Source organism: Oculatella sp. LEGE 06141 (assembly GCF_015207605.1).
GTDB lineage: Bacteria > Cyanobacteriota > Cyanobacteriia > Elainellales > Elainellaceae > Oculatella.
Map to the genome: position 1 here is coordinate 14,298 of NZ_JADEWO010000002.1, position 25,895 is coordinate 40,192.

20 protein-coding genes are annotated in these 25,895 nt (G+C 52.5%); 8 read left to right on the forward strand and 12 right to left on the reverse strand.

The window, feature by feature from the left end:
- The first annotated feature begins 49 nt into the window (after window positions 1-49).
- Window positions 50-442 carry a hypothetical protein gene (locus tag IQ268_RS01650; RefSeq protein ID WP_228035007.1) on the forward strand — a complete coding sequence of 131 codons (393 nt, stop codon included), beginning with the start codon at window positions 50-52 and terminating at the stop codon, window positions 440-442.
- 86 nt (window positions 443-528) lie between these two features.
- On the opposite strand, the gene IQ268_RS01655 is transcribed toward IQ268_RS01650, so the two are convergent.
- The gene (locus IQ268_RS01655; protein ID WP_193874894.1) at window positions 529-840 is read right to left on the reverse strand and encodes a DUF6679 family protein; all 312 of its coding nucleotides are present in this window, start codon (window positions 838-840) and stop codon (window positions 529-531) included.
- Between the two features lie 675 nt (window positions 841-1,515).
- On the opposite strand from IQ268_RS01655, the gene IQ268_RS01660 reads away from it, so the two are divergent.
- Window positions 1,516-2,262, forward strand: coding sequence for a creatininase family protein (locus tag IQ268_RS01660; protein WP_193874896.1), 747 nt, complete (start codon window positions 1,516-1,518; stop codon window positions 2,260-2,262).
- 31 nt (window positions 2,263-2,293) lie between these two features.
- Here the strand turns inward: IQ268_RS01660 and IQ268_RS01665 are convergent, their stop codons facing one another.
- The 3 genes from IQ268_RS01665 to sixA form a co-directional block, all read right to left on the reverse strand.
- Complete coding sequence (locus IQ268_RS01665) at window positions 2,294-3,397, reverse strand: calcium/sodium antiporter (RefSeq protein WP_193874899.1); 1,104 nt, start codon at window positions 3,395-3,397, stop codon at window positions 2,294-2,296.
- 294 nt (window positions 3,398-3,691) lie between these two features.
- Entirely contained in the window at window positions 3,692-4,873 is a 1,182-nt protein-coding gene (locus IQ268_RS01670) for a citrate synthase (RefSeq protein WP_193874901.1), read from the reverse strand.
- A gap of 588 nt (window positions 4,874-5,461) precedes the next feature.
- On the reverse strand, window positions 5,462-5,959 hold the full coding sequence (gene sixA / locus IQ268_RS01675) for a phosphohistidine phosphatase SixA (RefSeq protein WP_193874903.1): 498 nt from the start codon (window positions 5,957-5,959) through the stop codon (window positions 5,462-5,464).
- Window positions 5,960-6,128: 169 nt separating this feature from the next.
- Here sixA and IQ268_RS01680 point away from each other — a divergent pair, with 169 nt between their 5' ends.
- A complete protein-coding gene (locus IQ268_RS01680; RefSeq protein WP_193874905.1) occupies window positions 6,129-6,974 on the forward strand; it encodes a M28 family peptidase in 846 nt (281 codons plus the stop codon).
- Between the two features lie 10 nt (window positions 6,975-6,984).
- Here IQ268_RS01680 and IQ268_RS01685 read toward each other — a convergent pair whose 3' ends face one another.
- Window positions 6,985-8,835 carry a serine/threonine-protein kinase gene (locus IQ268_RS01685; protein WP_193874907.1) on the reverse strand — a complete coding sequence of 617 codons (1,851 nt, stop codon included), beginning with the start codon at window positions 8,833-8,835 and terminating at the stop codon, window positions 6,985-6,987.
- Between the two features lie 162 nt (window positions 8,836-8,997).
- Here IQ268_RS01685 and IQ268_RS01690 point away from each other — a divergent pair, with 162 nt between their 5' ends.
- The gene (locus IQ268_RS01690) at window positions 8,998-11,220 is read left to right on the forward strand and encodes an AAA family ATPase (RefSeq protein WP_193874909.1); all 2,223 of its coding nucleotides are present in this window, start codon (window positions 8,998-9,000) and stop codon (window positions 11,218-11,220) included.
- Between the two features lie 129 nt (window positions 11,221-11,349).
- Here IQ268_RS01690 and IQ268_RS01695 read toward each other — a convergent pair whose 3' ends face one another.
- Window positions 11,350-11,775, reverse strand: coding sequence for a fasciclin domain-containing protein (locus IQ268_RS01695; RefSeq protein ID WP_193874911.1), 426 nt, complete (start codon window positions 11,773-11,775; stop codon window positions 11,350-11,352).
- 147 nt (window positions 11,776-11,922) lie between these two features.
- Window positions 11,923-12,510, reverse strand: coding sequence for a 2OG-Fe(II) oxygenase (locus IQ268_RS01700; protein WP_193874912.1), 588 nt, complete (start codon window positions 12,508-12,510; stop codon window positions 11,923-11,925).
- 234 nt (window positions 12,511-12,744) lie between these two features.
- Here IQ268_RS01700 and IQ268_RS01705 point away from each other — a divergent pair, with 234 nt between their 5' ends.
- Entirely contained in the window at window positions 12,745-14,319 is a 1,575-nt protein-coding gene (locus tag IQ268_RS01705) for a hypothetical protein (protein WP_193874914.1), read from the forward strand.
- 108 nt (window positions 14,320-14,427) lie between these two features.
- On the opposite strand, the gene chlP is transcribed toward IQ268_RS01705, so the two are convergent.
- The gene (gene chlP / locus IQ268_RS01710; protein WP_193874916.1) at window positions 14,428-15,651 is read right to left on the reverse strand and encodes a geranylgeranyl reductase; all 1,224 of its coding nucleotides are present in this window, start codon (window positions 15,649-15,651) and stop codon (window positions 14,428-14,430) included.
- Window positions 15,652-15,908: 257 nt separating this feature from the next.
- On the opposite strand from chlP, the gene IQ268_RS01715 reads away from it, so the two are divergent.
- A complete protein-coding gene (locus IQ268_RS01715) occupies window positions 15,909-17,078 on the forward strand; it encodes a DNA double-strand break repair nuclease NurA (protein ID WP_193874918.1) in 1,170 nt (389 codons plus the stop codon).
- A gap of 68 nt (window positions 17,079-17,146) precedes the next feature.
- Here IQ268_RS01715 and IQ268_RS01720 read toward each other — a convergent pair whose 3' ends face one another.
- From IQ268_RS01720 to IQ268_RS01735, 4 genes are all read right to left on the reverse strand, one after another.
- Window positions 17,147-20,242: a valine--tRNA ligase gene (locus IQ268_RS01720; protein WP_193874920.1), complete on the reverse strand. Its 3,096-nt coding sequence runs from the start codon at window positions 20,240-20,242 to the stop codon at window positions 17,147-17,149.
- Window positions 20,243-20,428: 186 nt separating this feature from the next.
- A complete protein-coding gene (ftsZ, locus tag IQ268_RS01725; protein ID WP_193874922.1) occupies window positions 20,429-21,619 on the reverse strand; it encodes a cell division protein FtsZ in 1,191 nt (396 codons plus the stop codon).
- Window positions 21,620-22,203: 584 nt separating this feature from the next.
- Entirely contained in the window at window positions 22,204-23,061 is an 858-nt protein-coding gene (locus tag IQ268_RS01730; protein WP_193874924.1) for a cell division protein FtsQ/DivIB, read from the reverse strand.
- A gap of 81 nt (window positions 23,062-23,142) precedes the next feature.
- Entirely contained in the window at window positions 23,143-23,574 is a 432-nt protein-coding gene (locus IQ268_RS01735) for a hypothetical protein (RefSeq protein WP_193874926.1), read from the reverse strand.
- Window positions 23,575-23,840: 266 nt separating this feature from the next.
- Here IQ268_RS01735 and IQ268_RS01740 point away from each other — a divergent pair, with 266 nt between their 5' ends.
- On the forward strand, window positions 23,841-25,622 hold the full coding sequence (locus IQ268_RS01740) for a S8 family peptidase (protein ID WP_193874928.1): 1,782 nt from the start codon (window positions 23,841-23,843) through the stop codon (window positions 25,620-25,622).
- Window positions 25,619-25,846, forward strand: coding sequence for a hypothetical protein (locus tag IQ268_RS01745; RefSeq protein WP_193874930.1), 228 nt, complete (start codon window positions 25,619-25,621; stop codon window positions 25,844-25,846). Before IQ268_RS01740 ends, IQ268_RS01745 begins: the two co-directional genes overlap by 4 nt.
- The last annotated feature ends 49 nt before the right edge of the window (window positions 25,847-25,895 follow it).

Below are 25,895 nucleotides of genomic sequence, written 5' to 3' on the forward strand. Positions count from 1 at the left end.
TGCTTCTCAGGTGACCATCCGCTCATCTCATTAGGGGTTAATGCTGCCCATGTTTTCAACCATGCCTGACTACAGCGGTGATGCATCCCTGGCCGAACTGCTGCAATACAGCTCTACGGTTCTGTTGCGGAAGCGTTCTACTCCCTTGCTCAGGCCCCATCAAGATGCCGATCAGCTTAGTTCAGCTAACTGGTGTAATGATTCAGTGTCAGAGCTTGTTAGCCTCGACTTGCTGTCTGAGCAACCTCTGGCGGATGGATATATTAGCTATGCTGCGCCGCTGATGCCATTGCGCGAACGAGACATGAAAGCGATGGCCGAGTTGTTTGACCATGATGAAATTGAAGCGATCGAAGCAAATATCACGGCCAGCCTTTGCAACATGCTGCCAGAACCATGCTGGGACGACGACCCGTTTGGGTTCCTGAAAGATTATCTCTAGTGCTTCACCCAATACCAAAAAGCAAGGGCACCCGTAACAGGTGCCCTTGCTTTTTGAGCTGAGTAGGAACGCGAGCGGCAGTTCGCCTATTCCGGGTTAGCGTCTGGCCGATGATTGCGAATTTGCTCGGCTTCAGGGCAATCTTCAGACACCAATGGCTCGACATCGCCTCTGGATACCGTAGCTAGCTTCTGCATAACAGAGCCAATACTCTCCAGCCGAATCATTTCTTCCCACGAACACACTTCGTCGTCTTCATCCGTTTCATACCGAAGCGTCACCAGATCACCTTCAATATCCAGGATACGAGCACGTTCTATCCAACGCTGTTGATCCCGCAGGAAGATCCAAACCTCTCGACCATCACAACAGAGCTGATAGATCTTGCGGTGTAACATGTATCGCTTCTCCTGAGCTGTAAATTCTTCGAATGCAGTTAGGCTTTAGCGTCGCTTGCTTAAATAGTTAAAGAGCCTGCCGCTCAACCTAACAGAATAAACGCCTTGATTTGGTTTGCTAAGACCAATAGAGCCATAGTGTAAGGCTAAACCTGGCTCAATACTGTTCATCAGCCCTAGCTTGTGAAATGCTCTTTCCCAACTTTTTCAGGAAGATTGGATCGAATTAAACGACGATAAGGAGGCTTTGAGTATCTTCTAAACGTGCCTACAGCCGTTAAAGTCATGGTTAGTAAGGTTTGAAGAATGCAGAAGGACACCCTTAGGGCGATCGCATACTAGATTAAGGCAATTAAAACCTGAGTTGAGCCAGTTGGGAAGGGGGACGCTGTCCCATATCGTGAAGAGTGAGTGAAGACTGATTGGTATTGAATTACCATTTGGCTGAGCATGGTGAAAGGATTCCCGCTGATTCAGCAAGCTTAACTCTCTAACCCTATCGAAAGCACTGGTCTAGAGGACTAAACTGTATTCACCCATTCTAGCGACTGTTGACCGAAGTTTGGGGATCAATTATGAATTGGCGCGAAATCTTTTAGGCAGACGTTAGATTGAGAGGGCAAGGTAGAAACGCGTCGCTATTCGAGCGATTCAGTTAGGGGAGGGGGAGCCGACATGTTGCTACAGTTAAGCACCTGGACTGAAGTGGAGCAGTATTTAGCGCAGTCTCAAGGAATTATTTTGCCGATTGGGTCAACCGAACAGCACGGCCCTACTGGATTGATCGGCACAGATGCCATTTGCGCTGAGGCGATCGCCCGTGGGGTGGGGGAATCGACCCATGCCCTGGTTGCTCCCACAATCAATGTGGGGATGGCACTTCACCACACCTCATTTCCCGGTACCATCAGCCTCCGTCCCAGTACGCTAATGCTGGTGATTCGAGATTATTTAACCTGCCTGGTGAAGGCGGGCTTTACCAAATTCTTTTTCATCAACGGCCATGGCGGCAACATGGCAACGCTGAAAGCAGCATTTTCCGAGAGCTATGCCATTTTAGCCGACCTGAATCTGCCGAATGCCGATCGGGTGCAATGTCATTTGGCGAATTGGTTTATGTGCAGCTCGGTTTACCAGTTGGCAAAGGAGCTGTACGGCAACCAGGAAGGATCGCACGCTACCCCTAGCGAGGTCGCACTAACCCAGTACGTGTATCCCGATGCCATCAAGCAAGGGACGCTGGCTGCGGATGTGGCTTCAGGCCATCCCATTTATGGCGCGATCGATTTTCGGCGGCGCTATGCGGATGGACGGATGGGGTCAAATCCTGCCCTGGCGACCCGGGAGCATGGACAGCGGTTCTATGAGTTGGCCGTCAAAGAGTTGAGCCATCGCTATCTAGAATTCCTCAGTGCCGACTAGCCAGGTAAATGACACGATCGCTGGTAGACATTTATCTGGATTTAGCCTTGTGCTGTCTGGCTCGCAGGGCACGAATGGTAAAAATCACCAGTGTGATGACCGTCAGGGGAATGGCAAAAAGCAACAGCACAGAGCTAAAAATCGGCAGACTGGCGTGATTGGTTGCGTCCAGAATTAGATAGGTGGTGTAAGCGAGATAGTAACCGATAAAGACGAACCCTTCCCAGCGGGAAATCAAATTGCCGGTAAAGAAAATCGGCAAACAGGCGATCGCCACGGCAACCATCACGGGCAAATCAAACCGCAGTGCCGCCGCTGAAACATTGACTCCATCGGGTGAAATGGCGCTAGACAACCCCAAGACCGCTAAGAGATTAAAAATATTGCTGCCCACTACGTTGCCCACGGCAATATCTCGTTCTCCGCGAAGGCTGGCAATCGCGGATGTGGCTAATTCTGGTAACGAGGTGCCTGCCGCCACAATGGTAAGGCCAATGATCAGTTCACTCAGCCCAAATGCTTGCGCGATCGCAGTGGCACTGTTAACTAACCAACGCGAACCAACCACCAATGCCACTAACCCCACTGCAATAAAGCCAAGGTTAATCAGCCACTGTTGCAGTGAAGCGGTTTGCGGCTGTCCGTTCTCTCCAGAATACTCGTCTAGCGCTGCATCAACGGACTGACGCTGGCTTTGGTACAGCAAAAATCCGGTGTAAACAATACCGCCAATAAACAGCACAACGCCATCTGAGCGGTTGATGGTGCCATCCAGGCCAAAGAACAGCGTGAGTATCGACACGCCAATCATGATGGGGACATCAAGCCGAATTAATTGCTGCGACACCACCAGAGGCGCAATGATGGACGACAATCCTAGAATCAACAAAACGTTGAAAATATTGCTGCCGACCACGTTTCCCAGAGCAATGTCTGCTCGCCCTGAAAAGCTGGCAATGATACTCACCGACATTTCGGGCGCACTAGTACCGTAGGCCACGACAGTGAGGCCAATGATCAGAGGCGAGATGCCAACCAGCGTGGCCAGTCGAGATGCCCCACGTACCAGCGCTTCTGCACCCAGAACCAACAATACTAGACCCGCCAGCAGAAACGCTAGCACAGCAATACTCATAGATCTGTACTCTTTGCGATCGATCTGAGAGGGTGTCTGAAAAGTATCAAACGTTCCGCATGAACCCCCTAAATTCCCCAGCTTTGGAGAATTTAAGGGGCGGTTCGAGTGAAAATCAGCACTTTGAGAACATCCTCTGAGCTGTAACAGTTGAATACGTTATCCGTTCAACTGTTGCACCAAAGCTGCCTTCAGTCTAGTGCGCTCTTGGCCATTGCAGACGATGGGTCACAAATTTGAGCGCTCAGAGCGAGGGAGATAGAGTTTGCTCATCGTTCCTGCGGTTGCACGAGACTACTCGGCAATTAAACCCGCCAGCAAATCCTTATCCTGGGTGGATTGGCGCTTTTCGCTGGGAATATAGGGTGCGTTTCTGGCTCCTGTATAAATCTGGGTGGGACGGAAGATGCGATTTTCGGCTAACTGTTCTTTCCAGTGGGCTAACCAGCCAGCAACACGGGCGATCGCAAACACAGGAGTAAACAAGTCGGTTGGAATTCCCATCTTGCGGTAAACCAGACCAGAGTAAAAATCGACATTGGGATAAATGCCTTTGTGACCTAGCTTCTCAGCCACCGCCTGCTCTAGCGCCACGGCAATATCGTAGTACTCGTCTCGGCCAAACTTTTCAAATAGCTGCTCTGCGAGATCTTGCAAAATGGTAGCGCGAGGGTCTTTCACCTTATAAACTCGGTGCCCAAAGCCCATGATCTTGGCTTTGCGCTCCAGGCAGCTATCCAGATAAGCGTGAACATTATCAACGGAGCCAATTTCTTCTAGCATTTCAATCACTTCTTCGTTAGCACCACCATGCAGCGGCCCTGCCAGGGTGCCAACGGCAGAAGCAACCACCGCATAGGGGTCGGTCAGCGTCGAAGCTGTGACCATTGCCGAGAAGGTAGAAGCGTTGATTGTATGCTCGGCGTGCAAAATCAGGCAAATGTCAAAGATGCGGGCAGCAAGCGGGTCGGGTTCCCGCTCGTTCAACATGTAGAGAAAGTTGGCTGAATAGTCGAGATCATCACGCGGCTGTACCGGATCGTTTCCCTTCCGCATGAGCTGGAAGGCGGCAACCATCGTCGGAATTTTGGCTAACAAGCGCACCACCGCTGCCCGAATATAAGCTGGATTATCCAGGGCACGACGAGAGTAGAACAAACCCAGGGCAGCAGCACAGGCTTGCAGTGCATCCATTGGGTGACCGCTTTCGGGAAAGCATTTCATCATGTCCCGAATGCGATACTTCAGCCGCCGATGGTAGCGAATTTCATGCTCAAACTCTGCCAGTTCTTCTTCCGTTGGCAATCCGCCCCAAATCAGCAGATACGACGTTTCTAGAAACGAACTGTATTGTCCTAGTTCTTCGATATTAATGCCACGATATTCCAGAATGCCCTGTTGTCCATCAACAAAGCTGATGCTGGATTGTGTGGCAGGAATGTTTTCTAAACCTGGCTTGTATTCGCAAATAGACATGGTTTCATCGCTAAATTAAATGTCCTCAGAGCTGCCATATTTCCACTCTCTATTCCCTGCCCTGAGTGTCATAGGGTCTTCATTGCCTGCTGTTGCGCTGTTGGGCTATCCCTGCTTATGGACTCTAGACGTGCTGCCGAAGCATGGGCTGGTTAGAGCCTCTGAATCTTAAGGGGATGGGTAGCGCGATCACGATGACAATGTTGCGAGCAGACTACTAATTTGTGCGTAGTGGAGCAGTGGCTAAGGCTACAAATCAAGATTATCAGTTTGGCCGATTAGCCAGAACCGTATCGGCAAGGAGTCTGACCTGGATGAGCCAGGAGAGTTTCTACTCAGGAAACTCCTTTGAATTTAGCAGTTCGCCTGGGTTTTGTGGTTCCAGGGAATGGCGTGGTGTGAGATGACTCGAAACATCAATTTTTGCAACGGAACAATAACTGCAGGACTGACTGACTCACCAGTAAGAACCAATTAGCAAGAACCAATCAGCAAGAACTAATCAACCCACTCAGCAGAACATTGGGCGATCGCCCAACGTTCCTTCCGAAGCCATCTTATCCTTCAGATGTACACTATTTGCAGCCGTTAGAGCAAGAACCTGGGTGGGGCGAGCCAAAACATTTGACTGTTGCCCACAGGCGAACCCGTTTGGGGTAATAGCAGGCCAATGATACCCGCCTTCTTGAGGATAAGCCGTTGCTTTGTGTCACCCCAGACTAACCGTTCAGCCCATTCTCCCAGGTCGGGTTCGTGACCCACCAACGCCAGGCAACTGTTCTTAGGCTGCCACTGCTGTAGCCAATGCACCCAACCGTTAAAATCACCGTCGGGTTCTAGATAGCTAGATTGCTCTAGCGTTGGGCTTAACCCGGTTTGCTGCAAGATCTCAGCCGTTTGTCTGGCTCGAACGAGGGGACTGGTTAAGATGAGGTCAAACTGCAACTCCAGTTCACGAAACCGCTGGGCGATGCGTTGGGTTTTGTGCTGGCCTGTTTCGGTAAGGGGGCGAGCGCCATCATTGGCATAGGTGTCCCGTTCTGCGGCAATGCCGTGGCGAATTAGATAAAGTTCAATGCCTGCCATGTCTCTAAACTTAAATAGGTGGGTTCCCGCTCATCACTGCTGATACTGAAGGGTATGAGGGGGCAGCAGAGGAGATTACTGATCGTATCGAGTTCTCTCGACTTTCGCTTGCATCCTTTATTCTAGAAGTCTTTACAGCGTTGTATTTCTGCCCTTTTTTTCTACTGCTTTGGATTTACAGCAAAATTTACTCACGCATCTGAACCATGTGGCGCGCGATCGCGACCCTTACTTTTCAACCGAAGGGCACTTTTATGTGCAGCACTATATTCGGCAACAGTTAGAGCGCTGGGGAACCGTCGAAACGAATGAGTTTGATTTTCAGGGCAAGCGGCATCAAAACCTGGTGTTGAACCTGCCGAGTAACTGCCCCACTGTAGCCCGTCCGCCTATTTTGATTGGTGCCCATTATGATGCTGTTCCTGGCACGAATGGTGCCGATGATAACGCCACTGGAGTTGTTGCCTTGCTGGAGTTAGCCCGGCTATTCGCCGCTACACCTGCCCGGTTTCCGGTGCGGTTGGTCGCGTTTGACCTGGAGGAATTTGGGCTGCTTGGCAGTCAGCATTATGCCAGGGAGCTACGGCAACAGCAGCAGCCATTGCGGCTGATGCTGTCGCTTGAGATGTTGGGATATTGCGATCGCACGCCTCATTCTCAAACCTATCCGCCGGGATTGAAGTATTTCTACCCCAACCGTGGAGATTTCATCAGCTTTATTGGGAACTGGCGCACGATTCCTGATTTAATTCGGCTCTGCGATCGGGTGCATCGAGCGGGTCAGGTGCGCTGTCGCTGGCTGCCTGCCGGGAACCGGGGCGCGATTGTGCCAGCAACTCGGCAGAGCGATCATGCGCCGTTTTGGGATCAGGGCTATCCGGCCATGATGGTGACGGATACAGCCTTTATGCGAAATCCTCACTACCATAAGGTGAGCGATCGCGTTGAAACGCTAGATATAGACTTTTTGACGGGTGTGTGCCGGGGGCTAGCCGACGGTATTCAACGGTTATAAGCCTCTTTCATCACCCGTTGACCTGCCGCCACAACCGGACTGTGCCATCTCGACTGCCGCTGGCTAACAGCGGTTCCGTTGGGCTAAAGGCAAGGGTTTCAATTGCGGCCATGTGTTCTGTCAGGGTGGCGATCGCTTTGGCATTTGGTTGAGCCTGGGTTAAATCCCACAGCTTAATGGTGCTGTCGGGGCTGCCGGTGGCCATTAGCTCACCGGTGGCATTGATGGCGATCGCGTTCACGGGAAGCAGATGCCCCGTAAAGCTGCCCAGCAGTCGGCCTGTGTGCAAACTTCGTTGTTGAACGGTCATATCCCAACTGCTGGTGATAATGGTGCCAGGGTCTGCCACGATCGCCGCTGCGCTAACAGCAGCTCCATGATTGGGCAGCGATCGCAACCGTTCTTTGGTGCCCAAATGCCAGATTTGAACGGTGCCATCTGCGTTACCGCTCGCCAGAATAGCGCTATCCATATGAGAGGCGGTACTGGCAAGCGGAACGGCGAGCGTTTCCACGGCGCTAGTAGAGGTTGACAACACAGCCAACAGCCGCGCGTTGGCCTGTAAGTCCCATAATCTAACGGTGTTGTCGCGGCTACTGCTGGCTAAGGTTCGTCCATCCGGGCTGACCGCTACCGCCGTAACGATAGCCGCATGTCCTTTAAGGGTGCCGATGAACTCACCTGTGGCAAGCTGCCATAGTTTAATGGTGTGATCCCAACTGCCGCTGGCGATCTGGGTGCCGTCGGGGGTGAGGGCGATCGCCGTAATCGCCTGGTCGTGTCCGGCCAGCGTCGATCGCACTACCTGACGCTGCACGTCCCACACCTGAATGGCACCGCTTCCACCCGCACAGACAAGCGTTTCGCCAGCGGGTGTAAAGGCGATCGCGTTGACCTCAGTGCCAATGTTCCACGTTTCGCTGCACGTCCAGCGGGGTAAACTGCGGTTGGCGGTTGCCTGGAAACGAGACGGTTTGGGCGGTTGCGTCATCGGCATCGGCACCACGGATGGTACAAACCTGGCTAAATCTTGTAAAACAGCCCTGGCAGATTGATACCGCTGGCTGACTGTGTTTTGCAACAGCTTATCGAGAAGATGAGCCAGGCGATCGCTCACGGGCACCGAAACGACCCGCCACAGCCACGTGCTGTCGGCACTGTTGAACAGCTCAAACGGACGAACCCCGGTTAGCAGATGAATGCAGCTCACGCCGACGCTGTAGAGGTCGCTGGCAAATTCGGCCTTGCCCATCAGTTGTTCAGGTGCGGTGTATTCAGCGCTGCCAATGACCGTTCCCGTTTTCTTCAAAGCCGATGCCGTTACCTGCTTGACGGCACCAAAATCGACTAACATCAGCCGCTGGTCGCTGCTGCGCCGAATTAAATTGGCGGGTTTAACGTCGCGGTGAATGAGGTGGCGATCGTGCAGAAATTGCAGCAACGGCAATAGGTCTTGTAACACCTGAACGATCTGAGCTTCATCAAACACGCCGTCATCCTGCATCTGCTGGAGTAGCGTTTGTCCGTCCACAAACTCTTGTACAAGATATTGCCGCCGATCGCGCTCAAAGTAGTCGTACAACTCTGGAATTTGCGGATGGGCGGCCAGTTCATCCAATCGCGCTACCTCCTGGCGAAAGGCGTTTTCATCCTGGTTCGAAAACTGTTTGATCACACGGCGCGGATCAAGCAACTGGCGCGTATCTTGCCCTAAGAATGTGCGGCTGGAATTGCCCCCACCGATCGGACGCAAGGCACGGTAGCGATCGCCCAACAGCAACCGCGACCCGCAATTTTGGCAAAACCGGGCTGGGTCGGGGTTGGCAGGTTTCTGGCAAGTTGGGTTCAGGCAGTGGCTCATGAGAGTTGAGGCGCAATCATATTCCTCTGATCCAAACTATACGGCAGGATAGCAATGCCACGAAGGCCGCGATCGCATCAGGTCTTTGCTGTTCAGGATGAGCCAGTCAGCCAGGTGTAATAATGGAGCATTCTAGCCATAGGACAAATTTGAGTTGACCAGATGGAACTGTTTGACCAGCATCGCCAGCAGTTAGTTGAGGCAGAAGCGCCGCTTGCCGCTCGGATGCGTCCCCGCCGTCTGGATGAGTTTGTGGGGCAAGATCACATTATTGGGCAGGGGCGATTGCTGCGCCGCGCTATTCAGGCGGATCAGTTGTCATCGCTGATCTTTTATGGGCCACCAGGAACCGGTAAAACGACCCTGGCACGCATCATTGCCAATACCACTCACGCTCATTTCATTTCCATTAATGCGGTGCTAGACGGCGTGAAGGATATCCGAGAGGCGATCGCCACCGCTCAAGACAAACGCGGCCTGTATGGGCAGAAAACCATTCTGTTTGTAGATGAGGTGCATCGGTTCAACAAAGCCCAACAGGATGCGCTGCTGCCGTGGGTGGAAAACGGTACGGTTATTTTGATTGGGGCGACGACTGAAAACCCCTACTTTGAGGTCAACAAAGCGTTAGTGAGCCGATCGCGCCTCTTTCAGTTGCGATCGCTCGATGAACATGATCTGCGGCAAATTGTGGCGCAAGCGTTGGCAGATGGCGATCGCGGTTATGGCAAACTCAACGTCCAGCTTGCACCCGACGCATTAGACCATCTGGTTAATGTTGCCAATGGCGATGCACGGGCGGTGCTGAACGCGCTGGAACTGGCGATCGAAACCACACCCCGCAATCCAACTGGCAGCACTCAGATCACGCTGGATGTGGCCGAAGAGTCAATTCAGCGACGAGCCGTGCTGTATGACAAAGAAGGCGATGTTCACTTCGACACCATCAGCGCGTTCATTAAAAGCGTGCGCGGCTCCGACCCGGATGCGGCACTGTACTGGCTGGCGCGAATGGTTTATGCCGGGGAAGACCCCCGCTTTATTTTTCGGCGGTTGGTAATTCTTGCCAGTGAAGATATTGGTTTGGGCGATCCACAGGCGGTGGTCGTAGTGACGGCTTGTGCTGAAGCGTTCGATCGCATTGGTATGCCAGAAGGCCGTTATCCGCTGGCTCAGGCGACGCTGTATCTGGCAACTGCACCTAAATCGAACAGCGTCATGGGCTTTTTTGATGCCCTTGCCTCGGTAGAGCGCGATCGCGAGTCTGATATTCCCACCCATTTACGAGATGCCAACCGCGACAAAAACAGCTTTGGACACGGTGCAGGCTATCTCTATCCCCATGCCTACCGCGATCACTGGGTGGCGCAGCAATATCTGCCGGGTAGCCTTCAGGGGCAGGTGTTTTATCAACCATCTAACCAGGGCTATGAAGAAACGATTCAGCAGCAGGTGGCTCGCCAACGCGAAGCGCAATTAGCGGCGTTGGTGGAAGGGGTGGGGGTGGCGTTGCCAGAAGTTCTCACTTTTAGCCCGACCCATTCCAGCAGCGATCGCTGGCTGCAACGCACTATCAGCCAAACGGGTGAACGGTTAGCAGAGGTGCGCGATCGCCTCTTTGCCCTGGCTCAACCTCAGCGGCATCACCTCATTCTTGATTTGAATGCTGGCAGTGGATTGCTGACCTGGGAAGCCCTGCGTCGTGTGCCAGAAGGGGGCGTTTATGCCTGTGTTCGCACTCAAACGGACGCGGCAGCGTTGATTGAGCAAGCCGCTGTTCTGCCAGACCTGGCTCGTCCAACTGTGATCCGGTCCACAATGGCCGAACTGCCACACCGCTTCGCTGAAATCGAACCAGCGCTCAGGGTTGACCACCTAATCGGTCGCAATGTGTTGCTGAGTGAATTGGATAAAGCGACAGCGATGCAGTCGTTGGTAATGTTACTGCGTCCTCAGGGCAAGATGACTCTGGCCGAAAGTGTGCCTCGCTACACCCAACGCATCTATCGGTTGCTGGATGCCGATCGCCTGGGAACTAAGCTGTACAAGCGGTTGGCATTAGCCGAAGAAGCAATTTATCAAGACGATGCAGACCCGATGGTGAACTGGGACATCGAGACATTAACGTCACTCTTTAGCGCGATCGCCCCAGCCGCTAAAGTCCAGCTTGAGATCACCCATACCGACCTGCGAGTGACCCCTGCCCTGCTAGACCGTTGGTTTCAACCCGGTCAAGCGCGCCCCAGCTATGGCGATCGCCTCGCCCACCGTTTGACTGACAAAGACGTAACAACCGTTCGCGATCTCGTTACCAAAACGCTCAGCCAGCAAGTTGTGAAATGGGAAGGGGCGATCGCCTTCATTCAACTGCAAAAGACCGATTGACCCGACGAGTAAACCCAATGAGTAAACCCGACGAGAAATGGAGCGCAGAGCATTCTAGAGCGGAGTGCAGAACACTCTGTTATTCTCCTGGCACACTTGGCGCATCCTGGGGCAAATCCACGTCATTTGCTAGAGCGTTTGATTTTCCAGGATGGCTGGCATTAAGACGCGATCGATAACATGAATCACACCGTTTTCTGCCAGAATGTCAGTCTTTAGGATGTGGGCAGAATTAATGGTAACCGAGCCATTGCTATGCTCTACGGCCAGCACAGAGCCTTCTTCGGTGGGAGCTTCGTCAATTTGGGCTAAATCGTCTGCTCGCATATCTCCAGAGACGATGTGATACATCAAAATCCGCTTTAGTTTGGGCAGATCGTTGAGCAACGAGTCTAACGTTCCGTCTGGTAATTGCTTGAACGCGTCGTCGGTGGGAGCCAGGACGGTTTTGGAGCCAGAACTTCTCAAAAGGTCAACCAGTCCTGCGGCTTCGATCGCACTCATCAGCGTGTTAAAGGAGCCAGCACTGGTTGCTGTATCGACTAAATCAGCCATGTCGTTATTGCCTGTAATAGGGGTTCTGTTGCTATCACAGATCTAAACCGGCGACATAACATCGCTCAAAGGATGGGTTCACCCTGCTTGAGCAGGCAAATGTCTTGCTTTGGAAAGAGTGGTTCAACTCAGTTCATTGATTCTCATTCAATGAAATAGCCAGCTTGTGAATGCATATTTGGTGCCCTTGCGAATCGGCAGCGATTCGTGGGGATGGGTAAAGTAGGCCGGAAACGCCAAAACAGCTCCTGCTTCGGGCTTTACTTTTACATCCTGGCGATCGAAATAGGTTTCTCCCCCTTCAAAGTCATCGTTAAGATAGCCCACAATGCTAATATCGCGGGTTGGAATTCCCTGCTCGGCTTCCTGGAAACGGCTGGCTAGCAGCAGGTTATCGATATGGCGTTTGTAGAAATGCCCTTCCCGATAGCGCAAAATGGAGCAGGGTTCGGCGTAGGGAAACTTAACGCCATAGGATTGATAAAGCAAGTATTGGGCGATCGCCAACTTGCCAAAAATCAGTTGATTGGTCGATTGGGACAGTGAATCTGCCTCACCCAGGCGCAACAGGTCATTACTGCGAACCTGCTCGTCTACCGTTTCCAGCAAAATATCGGCTGATTGAAACTGGCACGCCTCAGCCACTTGAATCAGGTGTTGGCACAGCGAGGAGTCGAACAATCCGCGAATTAAAAAGATTTCATTCCCCAATGAAGTCAATGTGTGCGAAGTCATAAAGTCATTGACCAGAGCGCCGAACGGTAAGAGAATGCCAGGAAGCAACGGGAGTCTGCCAAGACATTCACCTTAATTGCACGATAAACTGACGGTTCCACTGTTCATCATGCCCACCTTGGCAGTAGATAGCGGCAATGCTGCTGTCAAAATTAATGAAACTCTGTAGTGAGTCGGTCGTTCCGCGTTTTTGTCGCCATTTGAAAGAAAGGTCAACCTCTAGAGTTGAAGCGCATGAAGGGTCACACCGTGTTTCCCAAAAAACTACAGCCACTCGATCGGGCGGCTTTACTGTTAATTGTTGTCCTGAGCCTTCTGATTGGGCTACTGTTGCTAGGCGGTAGCCGCACGGCTCCCCGTGTCCGCGACTTTACCTGGCAAAATAAGCAAGTTGGAGCAGAAGATACGGCGTTTATTCTCACGTTTAGCCGTCCGATGGATCAGGCGAGCGTTGAGCAGAACTTGCGAATTGTACCGCCCCTGCCGGGCAAATTTAGTTGGGCAGGTCGGCGGATGGCCTACACGTTAGAGTCTCCTGCTCCGTATGGTGAAACGTTTCGCTTGGAAATGCGAGGCGCACGCGATCGCTTCACCTCGGCAGAAAATGAGCAAAACCGAATGCCGCTTTATGTGGGAGAGTTTCGTACCCGCGATCGCGCTTTTGTTTACCTGGGGGTGAAGGGTGAACAAGAAGGACGACTGGTTTTGCAAAACCTGACGACCCAGGCCGAAGAAATTTTGACGCCACCCGAACTGGTGGTGATGGATTTTGAACCCTATCCAGATGGCGATCGCGTTTTGTTTTCAGCCAGCGATCGCGCCGACCAGGCACAGGGCTTTCTGAATCAGCGGCTGTATACCGTAACCACAGGAATTCAGATTCAGGCTCCGGCTAGCGCTCCTGGTCAGCGCAGCAGCAACAGCCTCTGGCCGGAGCGAGCGGCAGACATGCAGCCGCCAGGGCAAATGACCCAACTGTTAGACAGTGACGCGTATCAGAATCTGAAGTTTGACCTGGCACCCGATGGAGAAACGGTGATTGTGCAGCGGGTCAACCGTCAAGATCCGGGTGACTTTGGCCTGTGGATGGTGAAACCTGATGTCCCCCCCCAGCCGATTGAAACAGAACCTGGCGGTGATTTCTTAATTACGCCAGACAGCAGCTCCATTGCTATGACTCAGGGGCAGGGGTTAGCCATTTTGCCGCTCGAATCCAATGCTGATTCGTTAGATTTTTTGCCTAAATACGGTCAAATTCTCAGCTTTGCCAACGATGGTTCGGCGGCGGCGATGGTGCAATTTAATGTCGATGATCCAACCAATCCAACGCGATCGCTCTTTCTTGTAACCAACCAAAGTACAGAAACAGAGCTGTTTAGAACAAACGGCAACATTCTCTCGGCTCAGTTTGACCCAACCAATCGGATGCTATATAGCCTGTACACCAAACGGCTTCCTGGCGATGTTTACGTTGAAGAACCTTACCTGGCAGCAATGCCGTTACCAACGGCTGCAACCAGCAGCGAAACCGCCGAGCCAGCCGCTCAGAAGGTTGATCTGCTGCAATTGCCTATTCAGCGCGATTTGCAAATGAGTTTGTCGCCAGATGGGTTGGGTATTTTGTTCGATCAGGTGACTTCAACGACCGATGAAGCGGATACGGGTGTGGTTCGCAGCAACGAGGGACGGACGATCGCCGATAGCCGACTTTGGTTTTTGCCACTGGAAATCAATGAAAACGGTCGGCCTATTCCAGCCCAACCCCAACCGCTACCGTTGGAAGGATTGCGCCCGCGCTGGTTGCCATAGTTCCTGGTGAGCTTGCCTGCCAACTATTTTTGTGGTAGCCCAACAAAAAAACCTCCCATCCAGAATGGGAGGTTAAGGATCGAAGCAAGACTGTTGCCTGGGGTTAACCTAAGGCACCAATGCACTGCCCCGCAGCAGACTACCAATGGTTTTGGCGGTAATCTTTAACTGCGTCAACGGATTGGCCGGAACCACCGTTTTGTAAAGGTAGCTGTCGAACGTTAGCCGCTGCACGTCAATGTCAGCACACATTTCGACAAACGCTTCCCGCGTCGCATCTGAGCGGTAGAATACGGTTTGCAAGATGTCTAGCACCTTGTAGGTCATGCCGTATTTCTTGTCCCAACGCTGTAAGTAGACCTTGAGATCGGCTTCGCTGGGAATCCGCTGCCCCTGGTTGGAAAATTCGACGATTGCTTCAGCACACATCCGTGCCGATTTTGCTGCAAAGTAAATCCCTTCACCCGATGACTTGGTGACGGTTCCTGCCGCATCGCCCACCAACGCTACCCGTCCCACCACCCGACGGGGTCTGGGATGTTCGGGAATGGGATGCGCTTCTACTTTGATGATTTTGCCGCCCTCTAGCCGCTTGGCCGCACGGGCGCGGATGCCAGCCTGGAGCTTTTTGATGTCGGCTTTGTTCACCTTCATCGTGCCGGTTCCAACCGCCACGTGGTCGTATTTTGGGAAAACCCAGGCGTAGAAATCGGGGGAAACATCGTTGCCCACATACATTTCAGCCAGGTCTTCGTAATACGCCATCTTGTCGTCGGGCAGACGAATCCGCTCCTGGAAGGCGATCGCGTAGTTGTAATCTCCCGCATCAATTGCTTTGGCAATTCGAGAGTTGGCTCCGTCTGCGCCAATCACCAGATCCACTTGCAGCGTTTTGGCAATGCCTTCGGCGCTACCGTTGGAATGATCGGCGTAGTGAAGCGTGTAAGGGTCGGTGTTGTTTGACGGAATGTCCAGTTTGTGAACCGTTCCGTTGATCAGCTTCGCACCGAGTTTTTCGGCGCGATCGCGCATGAACCCGTCTAGCACTTCCCGACGGCACATGCCAATGTACTCATCTGCCCCAAGGGTGCCGCCGATGTTGACCTCAATATTTGAGGGTGAGATCATCTTCATCTTGCGGACTTGGCGATCGATGATATGAGAGGGCAGATCAAATTCGCTCACCATGCACAGAGGAATTGCTCCTCCACAGGGTTTCGCATTATCTAATTTGCGTTCAAATAAATAGGTTTCGATACCTGCTTTTGCTAACGTTTCGGCAGCGGAAGAACCTGCCGGACCTGAGCCAACAACAGCAACCCGTAGTGTCAAAGGTTTTCTCCCAATTACTCCAAGGCTACGGAAAGCATAGTATCACGGAGTTTTAGCCTGGTTTCGCCAGGGTTCAAGGATATGACTGAATTGAAATACACCTTAATATATCGATACGCGAGATCTGCTGATTTTGGGTGGTTTCTGAGTGCAACCGTGAACGTTGATGCCTAAAAAAACTACCTTAAATACAAGGACGATCGCGCCGCAAGGAACACGCTACTTTTTAGTCTTAGCCCCCTCACCTTAATTTGTGTATGCCGCTGAAGCCTTCCCAAATCCGTGACATTCTCAATGCTAAACGCGAAGACTTTACTGCCTTTAACCGCGATGTCTTGCGAGACTTGCAGGCGTATCGAGAGGCGTTGCTCAAGGCAATGGGGTTGCCCGATGCCACCCTGACGGAGCTATTAACCAAGCGCCTGGATGATCTGGGTGCAAGACCCATTGAACCGCTGAGCAAGGCGGTGAATGGCGTGATGCCGTTTAAACAAACCTGGCAAAGCCGAGAGCAGAGTTTGGCCTGGGTACGCGATCGCCTCACTGGCATTACCACCTTTGCGGTAGACGGATCGCAGGTGTATCCCGGTAAAGATTTGTCGATTCCGATCGCGCTGGTGCAAATTGGCTGGTTCGAGAACCTGCACCTGCCCACCGGAGATTACGAAAAAGATATTGCTCTGGATGTGATGACTCCAGCGGATTTGAAGTCGGGTCACAGCGGTGAACCGGTCGATCGGCGGGTTAACATGCGCCGCTTTGAAATGGAGACGCAGCGGCTGGTGCAGTACATGAAAGCGCACCCCAACGTTGAGGACTGTTTGCTGTTTTTGGATGGCTCTCTGGTGGCAACGTTTGCAGAAGCGTTTGATGCCGAAAGCCGCCAGTTCTATGTTGAGTGTTTGCTGAACTTACTTCGCGCCAGCGAAGAATATCGGGTGCCGCTGGTGGCGTACATTGACACCACCTATGCTCAGGATGTCAGTGTCATGCTGCGATCGCTGTTCAATCTTCCTGCTTCCCCGTCGATTCACGATGCCCAACTGTGGAACCGCTTGATGGAGTGGGGCGATCGCACGCCATTGTTTCTTTGCCAGCGATCGGGCATTTTGTCGCAGTATCAAGACCATCGCGAGGCGATCGCGTTTACCTACCTCAAAACCACCAGCGAAGGCTATCCGGCTCGGCTAGAGATGCCCATGTGGATGTACGAAGCGGGATTGGTAGAGCGGGTAATTGACTGGGTACGGGGGGAAGTGATTGTGGGTAATGGCTATCCGTATGTGATTGAAACGGCGGATCAAACAGCCGTATTGCAGGCCGATGACCGCCAAGCCTTTTACAGAATTTTGCAGGAATGGGCTGAAACAGAAGAATTGAATCTGCGGTTTTCTCGCAAGATGGTGAGTAAGGTTCGTCGCCGTTAAGCCAGCCGAAGGTTGTGTAACCCTGTAGAGACTGCTCCTCGAACAGTATCTACAGGGCACGAACTTTATTAAAGGAGGGAGAGGCGATCGCGCAGAAGTTCCGCCTGTTTTTGGGCTTCTGCTAGCGCGTCGCGTGTACCCTGAACCACTTCAGCAGGGGCATTGCTCACAAAACCAGTATTTCCCAACCGTGCCGATAGGGATTTGATTTCAGCATCAATTTTGCTTAAGTCTTTCTCTATCTTGGTTTTAAGCGCTACAACATCCACCACACCCGCTAGCGGCATCAGGACTTGAACCGTTCCAATCACGCCAGCAAACATCTGCTGCGGTTCTTGTTGCGGCGCTTGCTCCGGCGCTTGCTCCGGTTTTGCCTCTGGCAACAGGGGCTGATCGTCAGGTTCAGACCCCGATGCCGCCGTCAGTAGCGGTTGACCAGCCACCTCTGCCTTAAGCATGTTAATGGTGTTAGCAAGTTCCTGACGGCTGTCAGCCCACAGCAAATAGCGGTAGATAAACCAGACGCTGAAACCTATGCCAATCAGCTCTATCAGCGTGGAAATCAGCAGCAGGTGACTAATGACATCCACTAACGCCAGAACGATTCTGGCCGCCACCAGTGACCCTAATATCACCCCCAGCGTCACGGCTGGCTTCTTATAATCGCTCAGCCGCTTGGCGCGTAGCCTCACGGTTGGAGTGAGTGGGGTTGGCTCTGCGATCGCCAGTTGTTGAACTTTGGCTAACTCTTGAATATAGGCTTGTCCAGCTATCAAAATAGTGCGTTCGCGATCGCTCTCCGTTTGCAAGATGGTCTCCACCTTTACCCCCGGCTTCACCCCAGCTTCTTGCCGCAAATTGCGAATCGTGCGAATGGTGCCAATCAGCAACTCAAACTCTTGCTCCAGATCAGGATTGATCCAGTCTGCGGCTACCTCTGGGTAGGCTTGAAGCGCCAGGTAGCGATCGTCTGCGGATTGGGTAAGCGTATGCCACAATTCCTCGGTGATGTGGGGCATAAAGGGATGCAGCAATCTGAGAATGCCTTCCAGGACATAGGCCAGCGTTTGCTGCGCCACCTGCTTAGACGACGTGGCAGCCTCGCTTTGCAGCCGCGACTTAATCAGTTCAATGTACCAATCGCAGAAATCGCCCCAGATGAACTCGTATAGCCCTTTAGCGGCCTCGCCCAGTCCATATTGGCTGACCTGATCGCGGGTTTGCTGCACCACCTGGTGATAGCGCGAGAGAATCCAGCGATCGCTCAGTTCCAGCAGCGTTGGATCAACCGACAGCGGCGACCCTAGCTGCTCTGGCGTCTGCCCCTCCAGATTCATTAAGGCAAAACGAGAGGCGTTCCACAACTTGTTGGTAAAGTTGCGCGAGGCTTCCACCGAAACCGATTCATCGGTCTTGCGGTTATACTCCAGCCGAATGTCTTGTCCGGCTCCGGCAACCTCTTTCACCAGCGTGTAGCGCAGGGCATCGGTGCCGTATTTGCCGATCAAAATCAGTGGATCGATGCCGTTGTTCGCCGACTTCGACATCTTCTTGTTATTCTCATCCCGCACCAGCCCATGAATGTAAACGGTTTGAAACGGCATCTGCCCGGTGAAGTGTCCGGCCATCATCGTCATCCGCGCCACCCAGAAGAAAATGATGTCGAACCCGGTCACCAGGGTGGTGGTGGGATAGTATCGCGCCAGATCGGGCGTTTCCTGGGGCCAACCCATTGTGGAAAACGGCCACAGCCCGGATGAAAACCAGGTGTCTAGTACGTCTGGGTCTTGCTGAAGCTGCACCTCTTCACCATATTGGGCGATCGCCTTGGTGCGCGCCTCCTCATCGCTGTGCGCTACCACAAAGGGTGTTTCGTCTGTAATCTCGCCGTTGGTAAGGTTCACCACATACCACGCCGGAATTTGATGCCCCCACCAGAGTTGGCGCGAAATGCACCAGTCTTTCAGGCTCACCAGCCAGTCTCGGTACACCTTTGTCCAGCGTTCGGGGACAAACACAGGCTCATCTTGATTGTCTAGAAAATCGAGGGCACGCTCGGCCATTGGCCGAATTTTGACAAACCATTGGGTTGACAGCAGTGGCTCAACCGGGACTTTGCCGCGATCGCTGTAGGGTACGGTGTGGCGATAGTCTTCTACCTTAACCAGCACACCGTCCTCTTCCAGGCGCTTCACCACGTTTTTGCGCGCATCAAACCGATCCTGTCCTTTGAAGGAACCAGCGTTTTCGTTGAGCGTGCCGTCCTTGTTCATGATGTTGATGAACGGCAAATGATGACGTTGCCCCATCTCAAAGTCGTTGGGGTCGTGGGCTGGAGTGACCTTAACGCAGCCCGTGCCAAAGGCCGGATCGACCAGGCTGTCTGCAATTATCGGAATCTCTCGCTGCACAATAGGCAGCATCAACGTTTTGCCAATCAAATGTTGATAGCGTTCATCCTCTGGATTGACGGCCACAGCGGTATCGCCCAACATGGTTTCTGGTCGGGTGGTTGCCACTTCCACATAGCCCGATCCATCCGTTAGAGGATAGCGGAAATGCCACAGATGCCCGTTGACTTCTTGGCTCTCCACCTCCAGGTCAGATACAGCAGACTGGGTCGCAGGGCACCAGTTCACCAAATAGTTGCCCCGGTAAATTAGTCCTTCTTCATAAAGCTGGACAAAGGCCGTCAATACGGCTTCAGACAGTCCTTCATCCATCGTGAAGCGCTCGCGCGTCCAGTCTACTGAAACGCCCAACCGCCGAAGCTGCCCGACAATGGTATCACCGGATTCTTCCTTCCACTGCCATGCCCGCTCCAGAAAAGCTTCACGACCAATCTCATAGCGGGTTTTGCCTTGCGATCGCAGTTCTTTTTCCAGGATGGCCTGTACGGCAATGCTGGCGTGGTCTGTCCCTGGCAACCACAGCGTGTTGCGCCCGATCATACGGTGGTAGCGAACCAGCGTGTCGATCAACGCGCTTTCGAAGGCATGACCCATGTGCAGGCTTCCTGTGACGTTGGGAGGAGGAATCACCACACAGTACGGTTCACCGCCTTGCTGGGGATCAGCCTTGAAGACTTGATTCTGTTCCCAGGCGTGTTGCCACTTTGCTTCGACTTCGACGGGGTTGTATTGACTGGGCAGAGTTGCAGACATGAATTACCAGGAAGAGTAACGCTCAAACTTACATTTTAAGTTACATTCTACGTTACTAAAATCGGGTGCGTTCCTTGTCGCAAAGCAGCAGAGTTTGGCAATTCATATTGAACTATTGAGCAGCCCATGATCGGCAAAGCAGGAGCGCCAGACGCTCCTGCTCAAAGTGAACCCATGCCCGTTTGGTTAACGCGGTGGTCGTCGCCGCTGCAAGAATTCTGGGATGTCTAATCCTGGTTTGCCGCGAGTATCCGCCGGAGTGCTGCTTGGGGTAGAACTCACCGGAGGCGCAGCCACCGTCCGCTTCAGGGGAGCAACTTTGGTCGCCGGGGGGGCTTGTGGATCGGCTGTGAAACCGGTTGCAATGACCGTGATTCGCACTTCGCCCTGAACGCGATCGTCGATGACAGCCCCAAAAATGATGTTGGCATTTGGATCAACGGCTTCGTAAATGATCTCAGCGGCGGCATTCACCTCGTGCAGGGTCAGATCATTCCCTCCCGTGATGTTAAAGACGACCCCTCTAGCACCATCGATCGAGGATTCTAGCAGCGGAGAGGAAATAGCGGCCATGGCGGCTTCTCTGGCTCTAGACTTCCCGGAACCCACGCCAATGCCCATCAGGGCTGAACCCGCATCGGCCATTACGGCTCTCACGTCAGCAAAGTCAACATTCACCAGTCCTGGAATGGTGATGATATCTGAAATGCCCTGAACCCCCTGCCGCAAGATATCATCTGCTACCTGAAACGCTTCCTGAACAGGGGTCTGTTCCGAAATAACGGTGAGTAGCTTATCGTTTGGGATGATGATGAGCGTATCAACACGGGTTTGTAGGGCTGCAATACCTTCATCGGCCTGGTTGGTGCGCCGCCTGCCTTCAAACGTGAAGGGGCGAGTAACCACACCCACGGTAAGCGCCCCCACTTCCTTCGCCACCTCAGCCACGATCGGAGCTGCGCCCGTGCCCGTGCCGCCACCCATGCCAGCGGTAATAAAGACTAAGTCAGCATGTTCTAATGCCGCTGCTACTTCATCGCGTGATTCTTCGGCGGCTTTCTGCCCGATCGCTGGATTGCCTCCTGCGCCAAGACCTCGCGTCAGCTTCTGACCAATTTGCAAACAGTTGTGAGTTGAGGAGTTTGTTAGTGCCTGTGCGTCGGTATTAATAGTCCAAAATTCAATACCCGACACTTCGCTCGCAATCATGCGGTTGACCGCGTTGCATCCTCCACCGCCAACCCCGATCACCTTGATTCTGGCTACGCTACTCGGCACTATTTGCTCACTCCTGGGTTCTTCTCCCAATGCTCCGCGCGTGTCGCGAACTTGACCCAAGTGTAGCCCAGAGTTGGTAAAAGGATTTGCAGTATTCATTGATAGAAAAAAAGGATTTTCCTAGCGATGCGAACTTGTACAGAAACAGGTAACGATAACGAATAATCCAGTATCAGGCGTTACAAGAATTTGAAAGCGGCTGATCTAACCATTCCTGGCAATTCCGTAGTAATTAAGCGTTCTGGTCGATCACTTACTAACTATAAAATTTCAGGCTACCTAGAAAACTAGAGGATGGAATTGGATTTGTAAAGATTTTATAGCTCAATCTTAAGCATATCAGGCTTGGCTTTTATAAAGATCATCGTTTCATACAAATCAATCGGGATTTAGGTAGAAGAAATGTTGCTTGATTAAACGCCTCTCGTATGGTTTTTGCTGCAAACAGGTCGTTGAGGCAAGCAACGAATCCGTTGGCAGATGGCTTTAGCAAATCTAGCCGCGACTGAGCTGTGCATTTAGGCACAGTCCTTGAAATCCTTGACGCTTTGTGTAGGGGGGATATCTTCATCGTGTGATTTGACGGTGTTAGCCCGAACTACGAAATAGATTGATTTGAGTATCAAATGAATTGAGTTTAAACTCGGTCTGGAATGGGGTTCGGTATCACCTGCCAGTGTAAGTCATGGTGAATTCAGGGAGTTAACTTCTCTTACTTCAACCATTTGAATCATGGGAGCCTCAGGGTTTGTTAAATCAATGTAAGCAATCTCGTTTGGGTCGATATTTTGAGGGAGCTGACGCATTTGATCGAGGGCACGCAGTTGCTGACTAAATCGTGAGCCAAATGAGCCAAAATGGACGATTCCCAAATCGGTACTCAGAATCAAATTTGCTGGGTCATGCCAATCGATTTGAGTGACTTTAATGGGGCTGCGGCTGACTGCTTGATAGAGTTCTACCCACTGGGTTCGATATTGCTCAGGAGTCCCAATTACTTTTAAGGTAGGTAATTGAATGGATTGATTGAGGGCGGTGTAACTCTCTAGCGGCATCCAGTTGCCTTTTTCGTCTAGTAACCCAATCCCTGCCGCCGCTGCATTTCGATCTGCAACGGGTGCGGCCTCCAGGCTGGCAGAGTGGGTGTAGGCGATCGCCACGGGTCGTCGTTCCTGAATGTGGATGCTTAAACTGGGCGGAAACAGTTGACGGGTCACAATGGCCTGTGCAATTGGCCCCTGAGATTCCAGGTGTTGAGCGATCGCCTGAGGTTGAATCGACAACAACGACTGGGGATAAGCAATGGGCAGCAAGGACTGGATTGCTTGAGGCGATAAAAGCTGGTTGCCTTCTATCTGAATCTGGTTGGGTTGACGAATAACCCAGGCGGGCAGGGTCGTAATCCAAACCAGCCCCACCGTGAAGCCGCTAACCGTGATCGCCCGCCAGCTTGACTGGAGCGATCGCCATCGTCGCTGACGACGCAACCGCCGTCGCCGTTCTGCTAGCTCCATTCGAGAGACGGACGAAATATCGGGCATTTTGCTCAGTTGGCTTCTGTCGCAAATCAGTAGGTTAGCACAGGTAATCGACGCACCCAGATCAAGTTGGATGGCTTGACGCTAGGCAGAGAGAGATTGCGATCGTGGCCCATTCTGCTGTAAATAGTTCCCCCATTGGGCTGCCAGTGCGACATCGGTAAACGGCACACGAATGGTAGCCGCAGGCGCAGAGCGCTCAAACTCCAGTTCTACTTTGCGTCCCTTCTCTGGCGGATTTTGTAAATCGACCAGGCGATTATCGACTTTTAATTGAATGGTTTCTACTTGATCCAGGGAAAACGTTTGTAAGTTCACAGGGCCTTTGCGGGTCGGTTTGCCCCACGTTAGCTCGTTGCCCTGCTGCCCCAACACGGCATAAATGTCGTACTTTGCTCGTTCGAACGGCTCTGCCCAGGTGCGGTAGGCTTCTAACTTTTGGTATTCATTCCAACCGGCCCATGCTAGCCAGATGAAGACGGTGAGTAGGGGGAGCCAGAGTAAACCTCGTGTCATGGGTGGAGGACGTAATAAAAGGAACCTGTCAGTTCAAAGGAAATAACGATTTTAAGCCAGATGGGGGGGCATTGCTCAATACATTGAAACAATTCACATTTTGGCTTGAATGTCTGGGCTTGAATATCCGGGCTTAACGTAGTCTCCTTTTACACCCTATACGCTGTAGTTGCACATTCCTACCAGCACCTTAAGTAAGATTCACCATCATCTGAGTGGGGTGAGTTATCTTGGGGAGAACATGAGTGCTATGTAGGCTGGGTTGTATGAAAAGACTGCTGCTGGTTGGATTGTTTGTGGTTGGTTTGGTTTGGGCGTTAGCCAGCTACCCAGGACTGGCAACCAAGGGCAACTACCAGTCGATTGTTTTAGATTTTAACGATCGGTTAGCGCCAGACACGATCGAGCAACAGCTCAATCTCCTTGGGCAGCAGTATGGGCTTGATCCCCAACCAAACAGCATTTTTTCCCAGACTGAAAATCTGTATGTCGTAGAAGGCGATCGCCAAACGTTGCAGGCGTTGAGACGGTCTGATCTGGCGCAGTACACTGAGGCGATCGAACCCAACTATATCTATCAAATATTTGATATCCCCAACGATCCCGACTACAGCAAGCAGTGGAACCTGCGGAGCATCAATGTTGAATCGGCCTGGGATGAGACGAAAGGCAGCGGAGTCACCGTTGCGGTGATCGATACGGGAATTAGCCCTGTGCCTGACTTAAAAGCGACTCAGATCGTTGAAGGTTACGACTTTGTCAACGATCGCACCGATGCCTCTGATGATCATGGACACGGTACCCACGTTGCGGGCACGATCGCCCAGGCGACGAACAATAACTACGGGGTAGCCGGAATTGCCTACGAAGCTAACCTGATGCCGCTCAAAGTATTAGGAAGAGAGGGCGGTGGCACCGTGGCCGATATTGCAGAGGCGATTCGCTTTGCTGCCGATCAGGGTGCCGATGTGATCAACATGAGTTTGGGCGGCGGCGGTGATAGTGACGTGTTGCGAGAAGCCGTTGACTACGCCTATCAAAAAGGAGCGGTGCTGGTGGCCGCCGCCGGTAACGCTAACAGCAACTCAGCCGCATTTCCAGCCCGTTATCCGAATGTGATTTCGGTGGCGGCGATCGACTCTAGCGGGGCAAAGGCTCCCTACTCTAACTTTGGTGCCGGTGTGGATATTTCTGCACCGGGCGGCTCCACTGGAGGCGATAACGTTCTGGGGGGTATTCTGCAAAATACGATTGATCCGATGACCGGAGAAGCCGTATTTAAGGCGTTTCAGGGAACCAGCATGGCGGCTCCCCATGTGGCGGGTGTGGCGGCACTGGTGAAGGCGATCGGCGTTGAAAACCCGGACGAGGTGGCGGCGGTTCTGAAGCAGTCTGCCAGAGTCATTGCAGAAGACGAGTTGAACTATTACGGTTCGGGTCAACTAGATGCTGGCGCTGCCGTCAAGCTGGCGCTACGCGGCAAAATTAGCGTCCGCGACTTTTTCCGATGGTTGCGGAATAACGGCTATCTCAACCTGCGCTTCTGGTTTGATGGTGGGGTGGTTGCTCTCATGCCCAAGATTGCGATGGTGCTTGGGTCTTACCTGTTGGCTTGGTTCTTACGTAATTATCTGCCCATTTTCAGCTTCTCGCTGGGGTCGGGTTTGGTGGCTGGCAGTTCGGGGCTGTTCTTCCTGCGCGGGCTGTATGTATTTGATGCACCGCAGTTTCCTTTTCGGATCTTGGGTAGCTCGATTCCAGAGCTAGGCAGTGCGGTGCAAGGTAGCGCTGCTTTAAATCCGCTGTTTGCCAGTGTGCTGATTCCGTTGATTTTGGTGGCGCTGCTGTTGGGGCATTCGCAGTGGCGCTGGGTAGCGATCGGTTCTGCCTTAGGAGTGGCATCTTGTTTGGCCGTCAGTGCTATGGTGTCGCCATCAGTCCTATGGCTTGGCAGTGGTGCGATCGCCCGCACGTTTCTAATGGCTAATGCACTCTTGTGCTTCGGACTGGCATATCTGGCAAGCAAAACAGAGGAGCAATCCGCATGAGTATTACGGTTGAGGGCAAGGTTCAACATTCTGATATGGGAGCCGGAACCTGGGCATTGGTGTCGGGTAAGGGTGAAACCTACGAAATCCACCACGATGCGCCAGATGGCTTGCTAACGGAAGGCTTAAAGGTAAAGGTGAAGGGCGATATCCGCGAGGATGTGATGACCACCGCCATGATTGGGCCTGTATTAGAAGTAAAAAGCTTTGAGGTGGTGAAGTAGTCGTCCTGTTTCAACGGTAGTCTGTCTGACTCCGACCGCTCTAACACCT

Bases quoted from the DNA above. Each gene is read 5' to 3' on its own strand.
- IQ268_RS01650 (WP_228035007.1), top strand. From the start codon at position 50: ATGTTTTCAACCATGCCTGACTACAGCGGTGATGCATCCCTGGCCGAA.
- IQ268_RS01655 (WP_193874894.1), bottom strand. From the start codon at position 840: ATGTTACACCGCAAGATCTATCAGCTCTGTTGTGATGGTCGAGAGGTT.
- IQ268_RS01660 (WP_193874896.1), top strand. From the start codon at position 1,516: ATGTTGCTACAGTTAAGCACCTGGACTGAAGTGGAGCAGTATTTAGCG.
- IQ268_RS01665 (WP_193874899.1), bottom strand. From the start codon at position 3,397: ATGAGTATTGCTGTGCTAGCGTTTCTGCTGGCGGGTCTAGTATTGTTG.
- IQ268_RS01670 (WP_193874901.1), bottom strand. From the start codon at position 4,873: ATGTCTATTTGCGAATACAAGCCAGGTTTAGAAAACATTCCTGCCACA.
- sixA (WP_193874903.1), bottom strand. From the start codon at position 5,959: ATGGCAGGCATTGAACTTTATCTAATTCGCCACGGCATTGCCGCAGAA.
- IQ268_RS01685 (WP_193874907.1), bottom strand. From the start codon at position 8,835: ATGAGCCACTGCCTGAACCCAACTTGCCAGAAACCTGCCAACCCCGAC.
- IQ268_RS01690 (WP_193874909.1), top strand. From the start codon at position 8,998: ATGGAACTGTTTGACCAGCATCGCCAGCAGTTAGTTGAGGCAGAAGCG.
- IQ268_RS01695 (WP_193874911.1), bottom strand. From the start codon at position 11,775: ATGGCTGATTTAGTCGATACAGCAACCAGTGCTGGCTCCTTTAACACG.
- IQ268_RS01700 (WP_193874912.1), bottom strand. From the start codon at position 12,510: ATGACTTCGCACACATTGACTTCATTGGGGAATGAAATCTTTTTAATT.
- IQ268_RS01705 (WP_193874914.1), top strand. From the start codon at position 12,745: ATGAAGGGTCACACCGTGTTTCCCAAAAAACTACAGCCACTCGATCGG.
- IQ268_RS01715 (WP_193874918.1), top strand. From the start codon at position 15,909: ATGCCGCTGAAGCCTTCCCAAATCCGTGACATTCTCAATGCTAAACGC.
- IQ268_RS01720 (WP_193874920.1), bottom strand. From the start codon at position 20,242: ATGTCTGCAACTCTGCCCAGTCAATACAACCCCGTCGAAGTCGAAGCA.
- ftsZ (WP_193874922.1), bottom strand. From the start codon at position 21,619: ATGAATACTGCAAATCCTTTTACCAACTCTGGGCTACACTTGGGTCAA.
- IQ268_RS01730 (WP_193874924.1), bottom strand. From the start codon at position 23,061: ATGCCCGATATTTCGTCCGTCTCTCGAATGGAGCTAGCAGAACGGCGA.
- IQ268_RS01735 (WP_193874926.1), bottom strand. From the start codon at position 23,574: ATGACACGAGGTTTACTCTGGCTCCCCCTACTCACCGTCTTCATCTGG.
- IQ268_RS01740 (WP_193874928.1), top strand. From the start codon at position 23,841: ATGAAAAGACTGCTGCTGGTTGGATTGTTTGTGGTTGGTTTGGTTTGG.
- IQ268_RS01745 (WP_193874930.1), top strand. From the start codon at position 25,619: ATGAGTATTACGGTTGAGGGCAAGGTTCAACATTCTGATATGGGAGCC.